The sequence below is a fragment of the Acinetobacter sp. B-6 genome, from assembly GCF_056930735.1.
The window spans coordinates 78,777-98,718 of sequence record NZ_JBXPBY010000011.1 but is presented as its reverse complement, the minus strand read 5'-3'; the positions used below and the strand labels follow the sequence as shown (position 1 = coordinate 98,718).

Here is a 19,942-nt window from a genome sequence, read left to right as displayed (position 1 = left end):
TTAAGCGATTTCATTGATCGGCGTGTGATACAAGTGCACTTGATTACGCCCAGATTGTTTTGCGCGATATAATGCTTTGTCTGCCAGATGAATAATTTTACTGATATTGTCATCATCTATAGAGGTGGCAATCCCAAAACTTGCAGTCAGTTGAACGTAATGATGATCAAGTGACTCAATGACTTGATTTTGGATCGCCAATCGACAACGTTCAGCAAATGCTTGAGCGCTTTCCAATGTGGTGTCAGGTAAAGCAATAATAAATTCTTCTCCACCATACCGCGCCACGATATCGGAATGGCGAATTTGTGAAGAGAGCAGTTTGGCAACTTGGCATAATGCTTCATCACCAAAGTGGTGCCCATATAAGTCATTGATATCTTTAAAATGATCAATATCAATTAAAATAATGGCATAGTGGGTTTTTTTGCTTTGCATTGCATCGAGTTTTTCATTAAAAAAACGACGATTATATAAATTGGTGAGTGGATCCGTTTCGCTGAGTTTTTTGATTAAAGACTCTCTATGTCGCCACTGTGACAATAAAATTTCACATAAAATTAAACACACCATTAAAATGGGAATAATAAAATACAACATCGTTCCTACCCAGAACAGATTGTCATGACGATTATTCTCTAATATGCGTATGCTAAAGATGGGTGCATAAGGAATGGTGTGCCAATAGGTAAAGAACATCATTGAAATATAAATCACTAGGGCAGTGATGAGTTGAATATAAATAATTTTTCGATTGAATAAAATGAGCCCCAAACCTGAAATACACACGAATGCAAATACTGTTGCAGGGCTATAAATTCCGACTAAAAAACCATCAGTGAGCATTAACATAATAAAAATACTGATGACGATATGGGGTAAGATGGTGTTCGCCCATGTTTTATGTTGGAAAAAATAACAAAATAGGATCAGAAAAAAAAGCAGTAGTGTTGAACCAAGATTGACCATCAACTGCGATTGAATCAAGCTGATATTGACCCATTGCCAAGTTTCTGGGGTCAAAAGGATAAAAACTTTCCATGCAATCCAGGAGAGATGCAGCGCCATAGTGAGGATGAGAATCAGAATACACTTATGCAAACTGCTCCAATTCATAATGATGTTTGAATCAAATTGTGTTTTCAGTTTTTTAAAAAAAAGATTAATGCCTAAATTTGATTCTGCCATCCATATTTATTCCTCTATTCTGTTAGTCAGTCATCATTGTATATTGATCACATTTTCTAAATTATAATGACTAAAATTTATGTTAACAAAACATTATTATGCATGATTTGTTAAAAATTTTTTATAAAAATACACACATTAAAAACAGTGCTTCGATGATTTAAAAACGTTTTGTTAAGATCGAACTCCTGTACTTGAATAAAATTGATGGCGATTGGTTTTTGCCATGTAGAGTGCTTCATCAGCCTGTTGTAAGACTGTACTGCTCATACTGTCTCGTCCCGAAACGGAAACACCACAACTGGTTTTAAGCGACAGGACTTTGTTGTTAATTTTAAACTCATGATTGTTAATCAAATCTGTTAAACGCAATGCAATTTGTTGCGCCTGCGTTTGATTGACATCACTTAAAATTAAAATAAATTCGGACTCACTATAGCGACCGATCAAGTCTGTTTCACGGATATTTTGTGATAGTTCATTAGCAATCGCAGCCAAAGCTTTATTTGCTGTCTTTAAATTATATTGAGTTTTAATCGTATTTAAATTATCGACGCTCAGCAAAATAATCCCATAATAAGATTCACTTTGTGGGTGCAATTCTTTTAAATAGCTATTAATGGCAAATTGGTTATATATACCTGTTTGTGAGTCAATTTCTAAATCATGATTGACTTGGTTTTTGTGAATAATCTTGGCAATAAAAGAGTGTTTCAATACTTGATTGAATAATGAGTGAATTTTACGCCGTCTTTCAGAATAAATTTTATTACGCATCATTTAATCCATCCGTGCTTGGATTTTTATTGTGTGATTCTGAGAATGTAGCAATTTATTCAGCCAAACTCAAATTTAAGTTGATGTAAATAATTGATGAATATAAACATAATTTATAAAAGGGTGACTAATTTTGCAGTAAAATTTAATAATATAGTCAAACCATCTGATTATTGATACAAGTAATTTGATTTCAATCATGCACATTCAATAAACTTAATGCTTTTATAAAAATTATTAGAAGCGTTTAGAGATTCATTTATTTTTGTATTTTTGAATCATAGATGGTCTTTCTATCGAGAGAAGACATAGATGTCGTGATGTTGAGCGCGGGATATAAGTAAAAACAAAGTACTGCTTTGTTTGCCAAGAATATGGTTAAACAAAAAATGGTTGAGCAATGAGTCTCATTACCTACGCAAATCAATTTAAACTCTAAATATAAAGCATGGTAATGAAAACTTTAAATTATTCAAAAATATATTCATCGCATTGATTGTATTGATCAATAGAAATCATTTTTTTACTGTATACATTTTTAAGCAGATTGACGATAAAAGTAGTGTTGAAGCTATTTGAATAAGGCTTAAATTTCGTGATTGATATAAATAAAAAAACAACAGTGAATTCTGCATATTCTCTGTTGTTTTTGGTCTGAGGCAGTGTTTTTAAGGGTTAATCTTGATCAATTTTATGTGCAAATTCTGCGAGATCTGCTAAAGATTGCTTCGCTTCCTCAAACCATGGGCTAAACATCTGAAAATTGTGCCACATGCCGGTGTAGAGTTTGTAATTAACCTGAACATTTGCTTCTTTGGCTTTTTCTTCAAAACGTTGTGCATCCGAAAGCAAAATTTCTTTGGAACCAATTTGTACAAGTGTTGGAGGAAGACCTTCAAAATCGCCAAAAATTGGGGATAGTGCTGGCAAAGAACGATCTAGATGTTTCGGAACATAAAAATCAATGCCAGATTCAAGCGCTTCTATAGACAGCAGTGCATCATGCTTTTGGTTATAACGCAAAGACTCTCCTGTGAGCGTTAAGTCTAGAAATGGAGACATCAGGATTAATGCGCTTGGAAGTTGTTGTTTATTTTCTGCTTTAATTCTTAACGCTAATGCCAGAGCTAAATTTGCACCACAAGAATCACCTGAAATGATGATGTCTTTGGGTTGAATGCCTTGATCCAAAAGTTGTTGATAAACATCATAAATGGCGTCACCCGCTTCAGGGAACTTATTCTCAGGTGCGAGAGGATAATCCAGATGTAGCACTTGCATTTGCGTTCGTGCTGCAATTTCGGAAAGAAAAGCACGATGCGTTTTAAGCGACCCTACAAAAAAAGCGCCACCATGGATATGTAGAATCATTTGAGTCGATTGTGCTTGAGGTTTGATCTCTTCTGCTCGAATCCCTGCAATCCGCAAAGGACGTATTTGTACATCTTTACGTTGCGGGAAAACGCGTGCAAGTTGTTCTATCGCAAAGCGCGCTGTAGCTGGAGGAAGATTAAAGCGACTTGGAAATTTGAAGCTGGATTTAAGAATAGATTCTGTAAGATATTGTTTCAGGGCTGAGTTCATCTTCACGTTTATTCCATATTGTTAAATTTTCGACTTTATTTTTGTTGATTTACCAACATTTGTTACAAGGGTACACTATATAGTCACATAGAAGAATTGCTTAATTGACGCAAGTTTTTGATACTATAGATTGTCAATTAGACTAGGGAAAACAAAACAATGAAAAAAATTGTACTCGCATTAGGCGTATTATCGGCAACAGTTCTTGCAAACGCTGCAGATCCACTCAATGGAACAGTTTGGAAAACAATTGATGATACGACGAAACAACCAAAGGCAATTGTAAAATTCACTGAACAAAAAAATGGAACATTGACGGCAACGATCCAAAGTGTTTTAACACCAGGTGAGGAAAACTCGTGCAGCAAATGTGAAGGACCTTATCACAATAAATCATTGAAAGGCGTGACCATTGTTCACGGACTACAAAATGTCGGTGGTAAGAGTTATGACAATGGTACGATTCTTGATCCTAAAAATGGCAAAACCTATAAACTGAAAGGCGAACTCGCTGGGAATCAATTAAAGTTACGTGGCTATATGGGCATCTCGGCTTTAGGTCGTAACCAAACATGGGTACGTGCAAACTAAGACGGACGTTTCTATCATCTAAAAAAGCCTGATCAATCGATCAGGCTTTTTTATAGTTTAGCGTAGAACGTTTATACAGCAGTTTTTAAGGCTCTAATTTGGTCTTCATCATAACCCACCACAAATTGACCATTCTGTTCAATCACAGGACGTTTAATTAAACTGGTATGGGTTGTGAGTGCATCAATTAAATTTTGATCACTGGATAAGGCAAGCTGTTGCTCTTGTTCACTGAGTTTTTTCCATGTTGTTCCCTTTTTATTCAGCACCACATCTTTTCCTAACCGATCTAGCCATAATTGAACCGTATCTTTGTCGATACCTTGCTTCTTATAATCATGAAACTCATAACTCAATCCAAGTGTTGTGAGCAAATCAAATGCTTTCTTCATTGAGTTACAATTTTTGATCCCGTAAATTTTCAACATGTCTTAACCTAACTTACAATTGTGTGATTTAACTGAAAGAGTAACAAAATTGTCGATCTAGACTGTATAGAATAGATAAAATATTTTAAAGCAGAGGGTGTTCTGTCATAAAAAATTAATATAGTAGGATTAATCTTTTGATTAAGTTGGCATGAGATCGACTGAGATAAAAGATTTTTAAAATAACTCAAAAACAAAAAAGCAAAAATAAAAAAGAGAAAACCCGCATCTAATCATCCTGATTATGCGGGTCTCATTACAACGTCCAATGTCACATCCTTGCAAAATAAATATTCATCATATTTATTTCTTTTCGTCCTACGGCGTCCTATCCCTTTGCTGTCATCCTGACAATGTCCCTGTGCCGTGGAAGGTATAATGCGCTTATTGCAGTGAAGAAAATATACGATAACACGACAAATTTTGTAGGTTTTTACCGCATATTCAGTGCACACTTGTAAACTTATTGAGTGGATTTTGAATAAAAACCACTCAAATTGGCTTAAATTTTGTAGTCAATGACCACTGGAGCATGGTCGCTATACCATTCATCTTTATACACCCAAGCATTGACGGTACGCTCTTTCCAGTCAGGTGAGCAAGCATGATAATCAATTCGCCACCCGACATTTTTTGCCCGAGCTTGTCCGCGATTGGACCACCAAGAATATAGTTCAGCTTCTTTACGTACTTCTCGGAAGGTGTCGACATAACCTAAATCATCATAAATATGATCAAGCCAAGCACGTTCATGAGGTAAGCAACCCGAAGATTTTTGATTACCCGACCAATTTTTAATGTCGATACGTTTATGCACAATATTGTAATCACCACAAACAATGATTGATCTGTCTTCATCACGCCATTGTTTTAAAATTTTTGCATATTCTTCTAAGAAATGGTCTTTACGCGCCTGAGCTTCATCACCAGATGAACCTGAAGGGAGATACAATGAGCAAATTTGTACTGGTTTATCTAAACCAAGATCAAATTCAGCTTGGATAAAGCGACCTTGACTGTCTGCAAGCTCAAAACCTAGACCATTGCTGATCGATTTAAAAGGCAAACGACTATAGATTGCAGTACCTGCATAACCTGATTTTTGCGCAGGAAACAGATGGGTAAACCAACCCTCTGGTTTAAATTTATCTGTCCATTGCTCGTGTGTAATGCGGCTTTCTTGGATACAGATTACGTCGGCATCCGACTTTTCCATCCATTCGAGTAAGCCTTTGGTGACGGATGAACGTAAGCCATTTACGTTAATTGAGACAACTCTTAAAATTTTTTGATCACTTGGATAGCTACTCTTTGGTATCATGCGCAGTCATAACCTCAATGTATGAATTTTGGAGCACCTCATGTCAACGCCAGCTCAGTTTAACCCACAAGCTTTTATCGAACTCGCATTATCACGTGGTGTGCTTAAATTTGGTGAGTTTACTTTAAAATCAGGTCGTGTGAGCCCTTATTTTTTTAATGCAGGTTTACTCAACGATGGTGAAGCATTATCGCTTTTAGCTCAAGGTTATGCAGATAAATTAACACAATGTAACAACGTCGAAGTAATTTTTGGACCAGCGTATAAGGGGATTCCTTTCGTTGCTGCGACTGCTGTAGCGCTATCTCAAGTTCACAATCAGAGTGTACCTTGGGGGTTCAATCGCAAAGAAGCAAAAGATCATGGTGAAGGTGGTGTTTTGGTGGGTGCTTCAGTTGAAGGCAAAAAAGTTTGGATTATTGATGATGTGATTACCGCAGGTACTGCGATTCGTGAAGTTGTCACGATTCTTAAAAATGCAGGTGCAACAATTGCAGGTGTATTGGTTGCACTTGATCGCCAAGAAAAAGGTCAAGGTCAGTTGTCTGCGATTCAAGAAGTTCAGAAAGAGCTTGAGATCCCAGTTCATGCTTTAATTACCATGAAAGACTTGATGGATTATCTGGATGCGAAAGGCGACAAAGATGCTTTAGCGAAAATGGAAGCTTACCGTGTGAAATATGGCATATAAGCTGAAAAATTAGATAAGATAAGGAGCATCAGCTCCTTATTTTTATGGTCAATGAAGGATTAGGTACCATATTCAATGTTAATTCTTGTGATAATCGTTGTTGTGGCTGTATTAGGCATTATTTTTGCCAAACAGATCGACCAACGACGCTGGCAACGATACCAATTTGAAAGAGATATTTATTTTCGACAATATCCTTTTCAGTGGAAAGGTTTAGAACAGTTTGAACTGGTTCTAAATATCAATGCGCAAGCGCAAAAAAAATTGATCAACCAACTGATGTTAAGACCGTCAAATGACAGCTATATCAGAAAATCATCCATACAGCGTGAACCAGAATATCCAAGACAACATTATACGATCAAAGTGATGGTACAAGATTTCACGATTGGCTATTTAGAAACAAAATACGCTGAATTATTCGGAGCGAGTCTCGAGCAAACGGATTTTGAAATTGGTCGCCCAATTGAATTAAATGCTGAAATTATTGTTTTTGAAAGGGATAATGAAGTTTCCTGTCGTGTAAAACTAGATTTGCCACGTAATCCAAAAACTGCATATCAATATTTAATTGAAAATAACCAACAACAATTTAAAGAAAAAAATTAAAAATAAAAACAGAGGAAAAGAAGCATCGGGCTGTGACCACGACAGTCCTGCATCACGCTCTTTAATTTGAAACAAGATTTTTTTTGATCAACGCAAGGATTTCTATCTGTGTGATTAAGCTCGCACATAGCCTTTCATTGCTTGTAAGGCTCTATTTTGCACAGATAAAGTGTTGGTATGAGCTAGAGGGTTTATCTTTCATCATCCATATGTGAATTTAGCAAATAAATACTTTTAACAATATGTTTCTGATTTTGAAAGGTATGGGCGACACGGTGTGTCTGAAACTCTTCAATGGTGAAGTTTAATGTGTATTCTTGAATAGCGTCTAAACTCACCAAGTGCGTGATCAATTGATTGTGTTGTCTTAAAACTTGGATTTGAAGAGGAATGTTGAGATTGTTTTGAAACTGCAAATCCTTGTATCCATAGACCACAGTGGCATCACTGCCTAAAGGTGTAAAACGTTCATGTTCTTGATAAATATCTATAGAATGTGAATGCCTTTCTACAATCACTAAACCAGCTTTTAATGCACTGATATAGAGTGAAGACGAAATTTGGCAAATTCCACCTCCAAGATCTTCTGAAATGACCCCATTCACTAGATTGCGTCCTGCTTTATAGCCATTTTTTAAGGTGGGTGCTTTCACCAAATGCCAAAATGAAAAAATCTGCTGTGGTTGAATGATCACGCCATTTAAGGTTTGGATGGCAAGATCAATATTGTGGATTTTATTTGCGAAATAAGCATTCGATTTGATTTCCTGCGATGTTGAAATTTGGTATTCCGATAGCCATAAATTTTGTTGTGTCAACGCAAAATTTGCTGAGGAAAATAGATGTTCTCGGCTATACCTTCGCAACTGCTGATAACGTAATTTCCATGATTTAGGTAAATATTTTTTCATGTAGAGTTATGCTATTGGATGAGGTTAAAGAGAGGATTGTTTTTCTAAAACAACAACCAAGTAAGACGCATATTCTTTTAAAAATGAACGGCAGAATAGATTATCCAAGCTTCTGAATAGTGGACGCAAGCGTTTGGGAATACGATGAATGGGGAAGAATAAGAACCCTTGACTGGCAATCAATTTCCACTGGGTGCCTGCAATTTTTTCAATTTCCGACAAAGTCATTTGATGTCCTGCATGCCAGTTTTCTTGTTGATGCTTGACCACTTGTCTACGCTTGGCGGAAGGGAAGTCGAAAATAAGCTGACCTTTTGATTTTAATTTTTGATGTGCCTCGTTTAAGAATTGGATAGTGGTTGCATGATCTTGATGCATGATCACATGAAAGCTATAGATGGCGTTTAAGCTGTGGTTAGCTATAGGTATTTCAGTTAAACGACCTTCGAGCAAGTCTTTGTTTGGATATTTTGCTTTAGCAACTTTAAGCATTTCAGGGCTAAAATCCACGCCATAATGGGCATAATCCAATAAACGACCTGTACCACAACCCAGATCCATACACTGTTCAGGTGGTGTAGTTTTAAGTATTCGATTGAGAAAATCTCGTTCCTGTTGGTCTAAATACTGCCCATAACTGTTGTTAAAACGATTGTTGTCATAGTCTTCAGCGAGTTTGTTGTAGTAGGTTTTTATTTCTAATTCAGAATGATTCGACATGGGTAGCTCTTTTTATTCGGCGAATAAATAAATTTATAAACTATTTTTGGGGAAATCACACTGTTTACAATCTATGGGCGTTGCAATTTTTTCCTGACGACCTTGTGCACTCATCACCCAAGGTCGATTTTGCCAAGGCGGAAGATGGCGCATATGTTGGCGGTGCCCACAAGAAAGCAAAGCAACATAATGATATTCTTCATCTATTTCAAACCCAAGGATAGTTTGCAACATTTTGATGGTCTTATTCACAATTATTGCCAATAGTTTAGCGAAATTTCGAAAAAGAACGGCATAATCTCCGCTATACTGCATGCAATCCAAAAATTTATCAGAGTATCAAAATGCGTGTACTTGTTGTGATGGATCCCATCGAAAGTGTAAACCTCAAAAAAGACTCAACTATGGCGATGCTGTGGGCTGCAGCACGTCGTGGACATGAATTGGGTTATGCATTGCAACAAGATTTATATATTGATCAAGGCAAAGCATTTGGTTTGATTTCACCCCTTAAAGTTTTTGAAGACTACAGTCATTATTATGAGTTGGGTGACAAAACCAAAGAGTCTATTGCTGCTTATGATGTGGTGTTGATGCGTAAAGACCCACCTTTTGACATGAACTTTGTTTATACCACGTATATTTTAGAGCAGGCAGAACGGGAAGGTGCGTGGATCATCAACAAACCACAAAGTTTACGTGACTGCAATGAAAAACTTTTCGCAACACAATTTCCTGATTTACAAGTACCAACCTTAGTCAGCTCACAACAGCGTTTAATTCGTGAATTCTTAAAGGAACATGGTGATGTGATCGTTAAGCCTTTAGATGGTATGGGGGGAATGGGGATTTTTCGTTTATACCAAGATGGGGTAAACATTGGTTCAACCATCGAAATTTTAACTGAAAATGGTACACAACCGATTATGGCGCAACGCTATATTCCTGAAATTGTAGAGGGCGATAAACGCATTTTAATGATCAATGGTGAACCAGTACCTTATTGTTTGGCGCGTATTCCACAAAATGGTGAAGTACGCGGAAATTTAGCTGCTGGCGGTTTAGGTGAAGCGCGTCCATTAACAGAAAATGATAAAGCCATTGCTGCAAAAGTTGGTCCATTTTTAAAAGCAAAAGGTCTAGTCTTTGTTGGCTTGGATGTGATTGGTAATTATGTGACTGAGATCAATGTGACCAGCCCAACCTGTATCCGCGAGATCGATACTCAATTTGGTACTTCAATCGCAGATGATCTGTTTGATGTACTGGAGGCGGGTAAATCTGCTTAAACATCATATTTAGTGGAATGACATTTTATAGTGAGATGATCAATTTATTTTTAAATGATGCTAAAAAATAGAGTCTAGAGAGACTCTATTTTTTTTGGGTTGAACTGGATAAATCATGCAAAAATAAAAAAAATAACATTGAATTCTACTTTTTTTAGCAGATTAATGACAAAAGTAGTTTAAACTTTCAAAACAGTAGAAAAAAACAATGAAAGGCTTGGTGAAAAAAAGTAAATAAACTTTTCCCCATAGCGGATTGTGATTACAATTGGTTGTTTAAAATATTCGTTAAACATTTATTTTTGCATTGAAGAATTAGACCGTGACCAAACCTCAGCAAAGCACACCGAAACACGTCATGATGATGGCGGCGGGTACAGGCGGACATGTATTTCCTGCACTGGCAGTTGCAAAAGAATTGCAGCAACAAGGCAGCCAAGTGTCTTGGTTGGCAACACCAACAGGTATGGAAAACCGACTTTTAAAACAACACGATATTCCAATTTATCAAATTGATATTCAAGGTGTACGCGGCAACGGAATTGTACGTAAACTGGCTGCGCCCTTTAAAATTTTAAAAGCAACCTTAAGCGCGATGCGCTATATGAAACAGCTCAAAGTTGATGCTGTTGCCGGTTTCGGTGGTTATGTGGCAGGTCCAGGCGGTTTAGCTGCACGCTTATTGGGGATTCCAATTCTGATTCACGAACAAAATGCTGTTGCAGGGTTTACCAATACCCAATTATCACGAATTGCTACGACGGTATGTGAAGCTTTCCCAAATACATTCCCCCAGAGTGCGAAGATTGTGACGACTGGAAATCCTGTACGTGCAGAGATTACGGGGATTTACAATCCATCTTTTCGTTATAAAGAACGAGAAAATGCGCATGAACCATTACATATTTTAATTGTAGGTGGCTCTTTGGGAGCGCAGGCATTGAATGAATGTGTGCCTGAAGCTTTGAAACAGCTCAATGTACCATTAAACATATTTCATCAATGTGGTCAAAATAAACAAGATACTACCCAAGCGTTATATGCCAATGCCCCCGATAATATGCAGGTTGAGGTTCAACAATTTATCGAGGATATGGCACAGGCTTACAGCAATGCAGATTTAATTATCTGCCGTGCAGGAGCGCTAACAGTGACTGAGGTAGCAACAGCAGGTGTGGCAGCGATATTTGTTCCATTGCCAAGTGCCGTGGACGATCACCAAACTGCCAATGCCAAATTTTTGGAAAAAACGGGTGCTGCGAAAATTTGTCCGCAAAGTACCATGACACCAGATTCCCTAAAAGATTTACTCACGCCGTTGATGAACCGTCAGTTATTGATGGAAATGGCAGTTAAAGCCCGTCAACAAGCTCAACCAGATGCGACACAACGTGTGGTTGGTTTAATTCAAGATTTGTAAGTTAGAGTTGATTATGTCTCCAACAAGCCCAGCTGATAAAGCAAAGAACCTGATTAAAATTCCAGAAATGCGCCGTATTAAGCATATCCATTTTGTGGGTATTGGGGGTGCAGGTATGTGTGGTATTGCAGAAGTATTAAAAAACCAAGGTTATAAAGTTTCTGGTTCTGACATTAAAGCATCCAAAACGACAGTACAGCTTGAAGAGAATGGTATTAAAGTTTTTATTGGGCATGCAGAAGACAATATCAAAGGTGCAAATGTACTGGTGGTATCCACAGCAATTGATCCTGAAAACCTAGAAGTCAAAGCAGCAATTGAAAATCGCATCCCTGTGGTGCGTCGTGCTGAAATGCTGGGTGAGTTAATGCGCTATCGTCATGGTATTGCTGTTGCTGGTACACATGGTAAAACTACAACGACAAGTTTGGTCACTTGTATGTTGGCAGAAGAAAACATGGACCCAACCTATGTGATTGGTGGTTTGTTAAATCGCACAGGTGTGAATGCTGCATTGGGAGCAAGTCGTTTTATCGTTGCTGAAGCCGATGAATCAGATGCTTCGTTCCTTCATTTAGAACCAATGGCTGCGATTGTCACCAATATCGATGCAGACCATATGGACACTTATGGCGGTAGTTTTGATGTATTGAAAGATACTTTCGTGAAATTCTTACAAAAAATGCCGTTCTATGGTTTGGCTGTGGTGTGTGGCGATGATGCTAATATTCGTGAAATCATGCCACGGATTGGTCGCCCTGTGGTGACCTATGGTTTCAATGAAGATAATGATATCCGTGCGATTGACATTGACCAAACGGGTATGCAGTCAAGCTTCACCGTATTGCGTAAAGGACGTGAACCTTTACGACTAACAATTAACCTTCCTGGTTTACACAATATTCTCAATGCATTGGCTGCGATTGGTATTGCCACTGATGAAGGTGTATCAGATGCGGCGATTGCACGCGCATTAGAAAGCTTCAGTGGGGTAGGTCGCCGTTTTCAAGTTCAAGGCGAATATCCACTTGATGAAGGCACCGTGAAACTGGTAGATGATTATGGTCATCATCCAAAAGAAGTAGAGGCAACGATTAAAGCCGCTCGAGCGAGTCATCCAGATCGTCGTTTAGTCATGATGTTCCAACCGCATCGTTTTAGTCGTACCCGTGATTGTTTTGATGATTTTGTCGATGTGTTGTCACAAGTCGACCAATTGTTATTATTAGAAGTATATCCTGCAGGTGAGAAGCCAATTGTTGGGGCAGATAGTCGCTCTTTGGCACGTAGTATTCGTTTGCGTGGTGAAGTTGAACCGATTTTAATTGACCCTGTAGAAGGTAATTTGCAGAACGTGATACAAAAAGTGTTACAAGCGAATGACTTGTTATTAACACAAGGTGCAGGTAACGTGGGAGCAATTTCTGTAGAATTGGCTCAAAACCAACTGTATTTAAAATAATTGATTTGGCTTTGTTTAAATTTGGATTTGAATAAAGCCTTAAAAATTGAAATTGACTAACTTATAAGTTTAAGGATTTAAACGTGTCAAATGCTTCTAAATTCGGCAAAGTAGCGGTGTTGCTTGGTGGTAAATCTGCTGAGCGTGAGGTGTCATTAGATAGTGGTAAAGCTGTTTTAGAAGCATTATTACGTTCAGGTGTGAATGCAGAGGCTTTCGACCCGCAAGAGCGTAGTGTGACGGAACTTGTGGACTATGATCGTGCATTTATTGTATTGCATGGTCGCGGTGGTGAAGATGGTCAAATCCAAGGTGCCTTGGAATGGATGAATGTACCTTATACAGGGACAGGCGTACAAGGTTCTGCGATTGGTATGGATAAAGTCAAGACCAAACAGATCTGGCAAGGTTCAGACTTGCCGACCGCACCTTATCGTATTATTTCAAAGGATTCTGATCTCAATGAAGTGATTGAGAGTCTTGGATTACCTTTGATCATTAAGCCCGTTCACGAAGGTTCAAGCGTGGGAATGAGTAAGGTTGAAAAAGCAGAAGACCTTATTGCCGCAATTGAAAAAGCCACTGTACATGACGCAGTCGTGATGGCTGAAAAATGGATTACAGGGCGTGAATATACCATTTCATTTCTAAATGGTTTGCCATTACCAGTGATTCGTTTACAACCTCCAGCAGATGTAGCATTCTATGATTACGAAGCCAAATACAATCGTAATGACGTGGAATATGGTATTCCATGTGGTTTAAGCGAAGCTGAAGAAAAGAATCTTCAAGCGCTCTGTTTGCGTGCTTTCCAAGCTGTAGGTGCTAGCGGATGGGGGCGTATTGATGCGATGTTGGATGAGCAGGGTAATTTTTGGTTATTAGAGGTGAATACTGTTCCAGGGATGACCAGCCACTCTCTTGTACCTAAAGCGGCAAAAGCAGTTGGTTATAGTTTTGATGAATTGTGTGTTGCGATCTTAGCGCAAACACTCACGGAACAAGCTCACTAATTTATGGCTCAACTTCCTGCTTCGATGCGTCGCAAACGTGCGGCGATTACATCAATACACGATAAGCCACCGACACGTCAGGATAAGCTTCTGAACGTGGGTAGCTGGTTGCTTATGGTTGTTGCTATAGCTGTATTATTTGCAGGAATCTATGGTCTTTATAAAGTGATCACCGATGCGCGAGTTGCAACACTTGAAGTGGTGGGGACGAGTTCATCGGTCGAATCGCAAGCGATTACACAACACCTAAAACCTGTTGTGAAAGATAATTATTTCACCTCGGATTTGGAGCAAATTCGAGATAAAGCACTGGAAGTATCATGGGTAGACCGTGTTGTGGTATCACGCGCATGGCCAAATGGTATTCGAGTGCGCGTTATGCCGCGTCATGCAATCGCACGTTGGGGAACAGGGCGATTACTCAGTGATGCTGGAGATGTCTACAGTGAAGCAGTGGTGACCAATCATTCCAATTTGCCATTGCTTCATGGACCACTCAGCCAATCCAAAGTCATGATGCGTCGCTATAATGAAATTAACCAATTATTTCACCCAGTCAATTTACGTTTAAAAGAGCTTTATCTCACTGAACGGATGACTTGGTTTATGCAGTTTGATTCAGGTCTACGTGTGATTGTCGACCAAGATCAAACGATGAGTAAGCTACAACGTCTCAGTCACTTGGCACAAACAGACTTAAAACCCGTGTGGTCGAATATTTCTGCAATTGATTTGCGTTACCGAAATGGTCTGGCAATTCAGTGGAAAAATTCAGTTTCACCCAAAATTACCAACGGTCAGTTTGTTGTAACCAGTAATGACATAGGCGTTGCAGGTGGGATGGTTGCACAGCCATAATATGTGGCTTGAAAAAGAGGCGTAGAGCCAAACATAAACAATGAAGATAATGGTAGCAAAGCGATGAATGAAGCTGTTCCCTCAGTTGTTGCAATTGACATTGGGACACATAAAGTTTCAGTACTGATTGGTAAAGTACATGCCCCTGATAATATTCAGGTTATTGGCATGGCAAGCGCACGTAATAAAGGAATGAATAAAGGCAAAATTGTGAGCCTTGATAAAGTCACAAATGCAATTAAACAAGCCGTTCAAGAAGCTGAAGATATGGCTGAATGTCGTATACATTCAGCATGGGTGTCGATTCCAAGTACTGAATTACAAAGCCATTATGCAATTGGACGTACCCCGATTTCAAACGCAGAACGTACGATTACCACAACTGAGGTGGTACGTGCTCTAGAGTTGGCAAAAGCCAGTCATATGGCAGCTGATCACTATTTGGCGAGTGCTGTACCTTTAGGATTTGAGTTGGATGACTCAACTGAATGGGTACAAAATCCGATTAACTTATCTGCCAATAGTATGACTGCACATTATCAATTGATGATGATGCCGATCAGTACCATGCAGAACTTAGATCGCGCTATGAAAGGTGCCAATATTTCTGTTGAGAAAATGGTGGTTTCGTGTTTGGCAACTGCTGAGGGCAGTTTGCTGAAAGATGAAAAAGAATATGGTGTTTGCCTACTCGATATTGGTGCAGGTACCACCAATATTGCTGTTTATATAGAAGGTCATTTGGCTCTAGCCAGCACCATTCAATGTGGTGGTGAAAATGTTACACGTGATATTGCGACAGTGTTGCAGACCACCACTGAAGAAGCTGAACGGATTAAGTTGCTTCATGGCTGTGTCGATATCCATCAAGTCAAACCTGATCACATGATCCAGTTTGAGGCAATTGATGGTCCGCAAACCATCAGTCGCATAGAACTTGCTGAAATCATTATTGCACGTTATGAAGATATTTTAACTAAAGTGCGCTACGAACTAGAGCAGCGTGGTGCCTTGCAAAGCTTGTATCATGGTGTTGTACTGACAGGTGATGTTTGTCAAATTGAAGGCATGGTGACTTTGGCGCGTCGTATGTTGGGCGTTTCTGCACATCTAGGCAATCCACCTTTACAGGTGGTCACTGACGATCAGAACTTACCTTCATTACGTCGTTCAATGTATGCTACAGCGGCAGGCTTACTTTTATTTAGTCAAAGTGACATGCAAGAGGCGATTGAGGAGCCTGAAGTTCAAGGGGGAAGACCATTCTTTGACCGAATTGTGAATGGTTGGAATGCCTTGAATAACAAATTAAAAGGTATTTTTTAGGTGTATTTTTTTTGGGAATATTGTTAGGAAGTTGTAAGTGTTCTATCCAATACTTGACAAGCTCTGTAATGAACAGCATCCTAAAAACAATTTTTATTATTGAAGATCAAGGCAGTATACGGGCTTAAGTGACTGCCACATTATATTAGGAAATCTAAAGGTCATGGCCTCATTTGAATTTTTAGACGATGGACAAACCGATAACAACGGTCAAGCCCGTTTTACTGTGTTTGGTGTTGGCGGCGGCGGTGGTAATGCTGTACAACACATGGTGCAATCTGACATTAAAGGGGTGAAATTTGTCTGTGCAAATACAGATAAACAAGCCCTGGATCGTATGAATGCACCTTTTAAAATGCAACTTGGTGAGCAAAGTACGCGAGGTCTAGGTGCAGGTGCGAATCCAGATGTAGGTCAAATTGCTGCTGAAGAAAGCCGCGAGCAAATTCGTCAGCACCTTGAAGGTGCAGATATGGTGTTTGTCACTGCCGGTATGGGTGGTGGTACGGGCACAGGCGCTGCACCAGTTGTTGCTGAAATTGCTCAGGAAATGGGAATTTTAACTGTAGGTGTTGTGACTACGCCATTCAATTTTGAAGGTCGTCGCCGTCAGCGTTCAGCTGAAAAAGGCATCGAAGCATTAGAGCAGCATGTTGATTCTTTAATTATTATTCCGAACCAACGTCTTCTCAGCGTATATGGTGACATCTCGATGCAAGATGCTTACCGTAAAGCTGATGATGTATTGTTGAATGCGGTTCGTAGTATTTTTGATTTAGTGGTACGTCCAGGTCATATTAACCTTGACTTTGCTGACTTAAAAACTGCAATGAGTACCCGCGGTTATGCCATGATGGGTGAAGGCAAAAGCAGTGGTCCAGATCGTGCTGAAGAAGCTGCACGTTTGGCGATTCGTAGCCCATTGCTTGATAACGTCAACATCATGAACGCTAAAGGTGTGTTGATCAATATCACTGGCGGTGCAGATGTGACATTACGTGAAACAGAAGTGATCACGGATGTTGTCAACCAGATCGTTGACCTTGAAGAAGGTGAAGTGTTCTTTGGTACTGTGTTTGATCCCGATGCGCGTGATGAAATTCGTGTGACAGTGATAGCTACAGGTTTGACGCGTAACGCAAGTGACGCGACTGAAGCGAAACGTAGAACACATGTAAATAGTGCTGCTCAAGCTCATTTACAACAAGCACAACATCATGCTGTAGATGAAGATGATATTCCTGCGATCAATAAACAGCGTCAGGAAGAGGGTGCACCTGTGACGGCACCGAGTTCAAATGGTCGTTCTACGCCAATGAGTATTCAAGATTATTTGAAAAATCAACAGCGTAAGTGATTGATAAATATTAATAATATTTAATATTGTCGAAAAAGGTAGTGAGATTCATTACCTTTTTTGTTTTTTATCAATGGCTAAATGTGCTAACGTATAGCGGATTTGAGAACGAAGACCGAATTAGCATGTTGAAACAACGTACCCTGAAGCGAGTCGTTAAAGCGAGTGGCATCGGACTACATAGTGGACAAAAAGTCATGATTAACTTTTTGCCTCATGTGGCGGATGGGGGTATTGTATTTCGACGCATCGATTTAAATCCACCTGTCGATATCCCTGCGGATGCCATGCTGATCCAAGAAGCATTTATGTGTTCAAACTTGGTCAGTAAAGAAACTAAGGTGGGCACGATTGAGCATGTCACCAGTGCGATTGCGGGATTGGGGATTGATAACCTGATTATCGAAGTCTCAGCGTCTGAAATTCCGATTATGGATGGAAGTGCAGGTCCATTTATTTACTTACTCATGCAAGGTGAGTTGGTTGAACAAGATGCACCAAAGAAATTTATCCGAATTTTAAAACCTGTTGAAGCACTGATAGACGATAAGCGTGCAATTTTTTCTCCTCATGATGGGTTCCAAATCAACTTTACCATCGACTTTGATCATCCAGCCTTTGCTAAAGAATATCAATCCGCAACCATTGATTTTTCAACTGAAACATTTGTATATGAAGTTAGTGGTGCGCGTACCTTTGGGTTTATGAAGGATTTAGATTATTTAAAAGCCAACAATCTAGCATTGGGGGCAAGTTTGGATAATGCTGTGGGTTTAGATGATACTGGCGTCGTCAATGAAGAAGGTTTACGTTTTGCTGACGAGTTCGTGCGTCATAAAATTTTAGATGCCGTTGGTGATTTATATTTGCTTGGACATCAAATTATTGCCAAATTTGATGGTTACAAATCGGGTCATGCACTAAATAATCAACTTTTACGCAATGTGAAAAGTGATCCAAGCAGCTATGAAATTGTAACATTTGATGACGAGAAATTGTGTCCAATTCATTTCGTCAATGTGACATAAGTCATTGTGTTCTCTAGATTGTGTTATAGTGTAACATTAATAAGTGTGAATTGAGTCATATTTTAAACAGTTTCAAATCTTAATTTTATCTATTCTGTTTACTTTTTATTGCTTGCCAAACGTAGTAGAGCTTGGCTAAGCTTAGGGTCGTTCACAAAACTAGCGGCATTTTGTAACATTTCGGATGTTGCGGGTTGCATCGAGCTTACCGTTTTATGGGGTTGTAAGGACGTTTCAGTATTGGTATTTTCAATATGTAATCGGACTTGTAGTTTTTGTAAATCACGTAGTTCATTGATTTGTGATAATTGAGAAATATACTGCTTTTGAAGATAACCGAGTTGACTAATCATGGCTTGATTTTCACCGGTAATCGTCAAAATACCGTATTGATAACAGACAACTCGCCAATTCTCAGGTTGAGGAAGTAGCGGTTGAATTAATTTAGTAAGTTTTTGCCATTCAGCAACTTGCTTTGTAAGAAACGATAAGTTTCCTGTTTTTAAGTGTTGTCTTGTTGGTTGGAAGACGTTTTTGGGTTCAGACATACATTGTTCCTACATATTTATGTCCTATCTTAAGCGCTCGTTTCACCGGATATCAAGGATGAGATCACACAAGAAACTTGACTAAGAACAGTTAAAGAGGTTTTTATGCACACGCGACGTATTTTATTAGCTTTTACACTAGCTGCTTCAGCTGCTACTGCGACATTTGCAGACTTGATTCAAACTCCAGATCGTTTAGAAAAATTATCCAAGACACTTTCTCAAGGTTCTTACAATCCAGATGATTTAGACCTTCCTGCTTCAGCAAAGATGAATGTCACGCTACGCAGTTCAGATGCTCCAATCGAGTTAAACAACGCAAGCATTGCTAAAAAATACGGTTCTAGCTCAAATTCAACTTCTCGTTATTCAGCAAGTTCTCCATATTCATGGTTAGTCACGCATCCTCTTCCAGACATGAAGCGTGTGAGTTCTGATTTCGGTGGTCGTACCATGGGTGGTCGCGCTGAACATCATTCAGGTTTAGACCTTTCTGCACCAAGTGGTACACCAATCTATGCTACAGGTCCTGGTATTGTAACCAAATCAGGTTGGGGTACAGGCTATGGTCAATATGTTGAAATCAACCATGGCAATGGCTATATCACACGTTATGCACATGCCTCACGTCTGATTGCGCGTGTAGGTGATCAAGTCAAAGCAGGTGAGCATATTGCCAATGTAGGCTGTACAGGTCGTTGCACAGGTCCACATTTACATTATGAAGTTGTAAAAGATGGTCAACGCAAGAACCCTTCTTCTTACTTAGCGATGTTGCCATAAAACAATGACGTAATTCATTGAGTGTCTATGTTGGATAT

At 39.0% G+C, this 19,942-nt stretch carries 21 protein-coding genes; 12 read left to right on the top strand and 9 right to left on the bottom strand.

Annotation, left to right across the window (positions count from 1 at the left end; genetic code table 11):
* The 3 genes from AC1Z3T_RS14455 to AC1Z3T_RS14445 all read right to left on the bottom strand — a co-directional run bounded on the left by AC1Z3T_RS14455 (position 1) and on the right by AC1Z3T_RS14445 (position 3,549).
* Positions 1-1,188 carry a GGDEF domain-containing protein gene (locus AC1Z3T_RS14455; protein WP_100886161.1) on the bottom strand — a complete coding sequence of 396 codons (1,188 nt, stop codon included), beginning with the start codon at positions 1,186-1,188 and terminating at the stop codon, positions 1-3.
* A 174-nt stretch (positions 1,189-1,362) separates the two neighbouring features.
* Positions 1,363-1,968, bottom strand: coding sequence for a GGDEF domain-containing protein (locus AC1Z3T_RS14450; protein WP_483396713.1), 606 nt, complete (start codon positions 1,966-1,968; stop codon positions 1,363-1,365).
* 672 nt (positions 1,969-2,640) lie between these two features.
* A complete protein-coding gene (locus AC1Z3T_RS14445; RefSeq protein ID WP_100886160.1) occupies positions 2,641-3,549 on the bottom strand; it encodes an alpha/beta hydrolase in 909 nt (302 codons plus the stop codon).
* 159 nt (positions 3,550-3,708) lie between these two features.
* Here AC1Z3T_RS14445 and AC1Z3T_RS14440 point away from each other — a divergent pair, with 159 nt between their 5' ends.
* Complete coding sequence (locus AC1Z3T_RS14440; protein ID WP_004826060.1) at positions 3,709-4,140, top strand: DUF2147 domain-containing protein; 432 nt, start codon at positions 3,709-3,711, stop codon at positions 4,138-4,140.
* 71 nt (positions 4,141-4,211) lie between these two features.
* Here AC1Z3T_RS14440 and AC1Z3T_RS14435 read toward each other — a convergent pair whose 3' ends face one another.
* Together AC1Z3T_RS14435 and AC1Z3T_RS14430 are read right to left on the bottom strand one after the other, a co-directional pair.
* On the bottom strand, positions 4,212-4,568 hold the full coding sequence (locus AC1Z3T_RS14435) for a Spx/MgsR family RNA polymerase-binding regulatory protein (RefSeq protein WP_004826062.1): 357 nt from the start codon (positions 4,566-4,568) through the stop codon (positions 4,212-4,214).
* 502 nt (positions 4,569-5,070) lie between these two features.
* A complete protein-coding gene (locus AC1Z3T_RS14430; protein ID WP_004826064.1) occupies positions 5,071-5,889 on the bottom strand; it encodes an exodeoxyribonuclease III in 819 nt (272 codons plus the stop codon).
* A gap of 40 nt (positions 5,890-5,929) precedes the next feature.
* On the opposite strand from AC1Z3T_RS14430, the gene pyrE reads away from it, so the two are divergent.
* The gene (gene pyrE / locus AC1Z3T_RS14425; RefSeq protein ID WP_004826066.1) at positions 5,930-6,580 is read left to right on the top strand and encodes an orotate phosphoribosyltransferase; all 651 of its coding nucleotides are present in this window, start codon (positions 5,930-5,932) and stop codon (positions 6,578-6,580) included.
* Between the two features lie 75 nt (positions 6,581-6,655).
* A complete protein-coding gene (locus AC1Z3T_RS14420; protein WP_042087835.1) occupies positions 6,656-7,189 on the top strand; it encodes a hypothetical protein in 534 nt (177 codons plus the stop codon).
* 191 nt (positions 7,190-7,380) lie between these two features.
* Here the strand turns inward: AC1Z3T_RS14420 and AC1Z3T_RS14415 are convergent, their stop codons facing one another.
* From AC1Z3T_RS14415 to AC1Z3T_RS14405, 3 genes are read right to left on the bottom strand one after another with little or no spacing between them, the layout of a single operon-like run.
* Positions 7,381-8,100 (bottom strand): VanW family protein, encoded by a 720-nt coding sequence (locus AC1Z3T_RS14415; protein WP_419320217.1) that lies wholly within the window; start codon positions 8,098-8,100, stop codon positions 7,381-7,383.
* Positions 8,101-8,124: 24 nt separating this feature from the next.
* On the bottom strand, positions 8,125-8,820 hold the full coding sequence (locus AC1Z3T_RS14410) for a class I SAM-dependent methyltransferase (RefSeq protein WP_100886158.1): 696 nt from the start codon (positions 8,818-8,820) through the stop codon (positions 8,125-8,127).
* Positions 8,821-8,853: 33 nt separating this feature from the next.
* Positions 8,854-9,054, bottom strand: a complete 201-nt coding sequence (locus AC1Z3T_RS14405) for a DUF3565 domain-containing protein (RefSeq protein ID WP_167387376.1) — start codon at positions 9,052-9,054, stop codon at positions 8,854-8,856.
* A 110-nt stretch (positions 9,055-9,164) separates the two neighbouring features.
* Here AC1Z3T_RS14405 and gshB point away from each other — a divergent pair, with 110 nt between their 5' ends.
* The 8 genes from gshB to lpxC all read left to right on the top strand — a co-directional run bounded on the left by gshB (position 9,165) and on the right by lpxC (position 18,573).
* Positions 9,165-10,109, top strand: a complete 945-nt coding sequence (gene gshB / locus AC1Z3T_RS14400; RefSeq protein ID WP_100886156.1) for a glutathione synthase — start codon at positions 9,165-9,167, stop codon at positions 10,107-10,109.
* A 322-nt stretch (positions 10,110-10,431) separates the two neighbouring features.
* Positions 10,432-11,529 carry an undecaprenyldiphospho-muramoylpentapeptide beta-N-acetylglucosaminyltransferase gene (gene murG, locus AC1Z3T_RS14395; protein WP_009585475.1) on the top strand — a complete coding sequence of 366 codons (1,098 nt, stop codon included), beginning with the start codon at positions 10,432-10,434 and terminating at the stop codon, positions 11,527-11,529.
* Positions 11,530-11,542: 13 nt separating this feature from the next.
* A complete protein-coding gene (gene murC, locus AC1Z3T_RS14390) occupies positions 11,543-12,991 on the top strand; it encodes a UDP-N-acetylmuramate--L-alanine ligase (RefSeq protein WP_004826079.1) in 1,449 nt (482 codons plus the stop codon).
* A gap of 83 nt (positions 12,992-13,074) precedes the next feature.
* Positions 13,075-14,004, top strand: a complete 930-nt coding sequence (locus AC1Z3T_RS14385; RefSeq protein ID WP_004826080.1) for a D-alanine--D-alanine ligase — start codon at positions 13,075-13,077, stop codon at positions 14,002-14,004.
* A 3-nt stretch (positions 14,005-14,007) separates the two neighbouring features.
* Positions 14,008-14,862: a cell division protein FtsQ/DivIB gene (locus tag AC1Z3T_RS14380; RefSeq protein ID WP_004826081.1), complete on the top strand. Its 855-nt coding sequence runs from the start codon at positions 14,008-14,010 to the stop codon at positions 14,860-14,862.
* A 63-nt stretch (positions 14,863-14,925) separates the two neighbouring features.
* Positions 14,926-16,188 carry a cell division protein FtsA gene (gene ftsA, locus AC1Z3T_RS14375; RefSeq protein WP_004826082.1) on the top strand — a complete coding sequence of 421 codons (1,263 nt, stop codon included), beginning with the start codon at positions 14,926-14,928 and terminating at the stop codon, positions 16,186-16,188.
* A 163-nt stretch (positions 16,189-16,351) separates the two neighbouring features.
* Positions 16,352-17,545: a cell division protein FtsZ gene (ftsZ, locus tag AC1Z3T_RS14370; protein WP_004826084.1), complete on the top strand. Its 1,194-nt coding sequence runs from the start codon at positions 16,352-16,354 to the stop codon at positions 17,543-17,545.
* 125 nt (positions 17,546-17,670) lie between these two features.
* Positions 17,671-18,573, top strand: coding sequence for a UDP-3-O-acyl-N-acetylglucosamine deacetylase (gene lpxC, locus AC1Z3T_RS14365; RefSeq protein WP_009585483.1), 903 nt, complete (start codon positions 17,671-17,673; stop codon positions 18,571-18,573).
* Between the two features lie 98 nt (positions 18,574-18,671).
* On the opposite strand, the gene AC1Z3T_RS14360 is transcribed toward lpxC, so the two are convergent.
* Positions 18,672-19,121, bottom strand: coding sequence for a hypothetical protein (locus AC1Z3T_RS14360; RefSeq protein WP_004826088.1), 450 nt, complete (start codon positions 19,119-19,121; stop codon positions 18,672-18,674).
* A 105-nt stretch (positions 19,122-19,226) separates the two neighbouring features.
* On the opposite strand from AC1Z3T_RS14360, the gene AC1Z3T_RS14355 reads away from it, so the two are divergent.
* Positions 19,227-19,904 (top strand): M23 family metallopeptidase, encoded by a 678-nt coding sequence (locus tag AC1Z3T_RS14355; protein WP_004826089.1) that lies wholly within the window; start codon positions 19,227-19,229, stop codon positions 19,902-19,904.
* Positions 19,905-19,942: the final 38 nt, after the last annotated feature.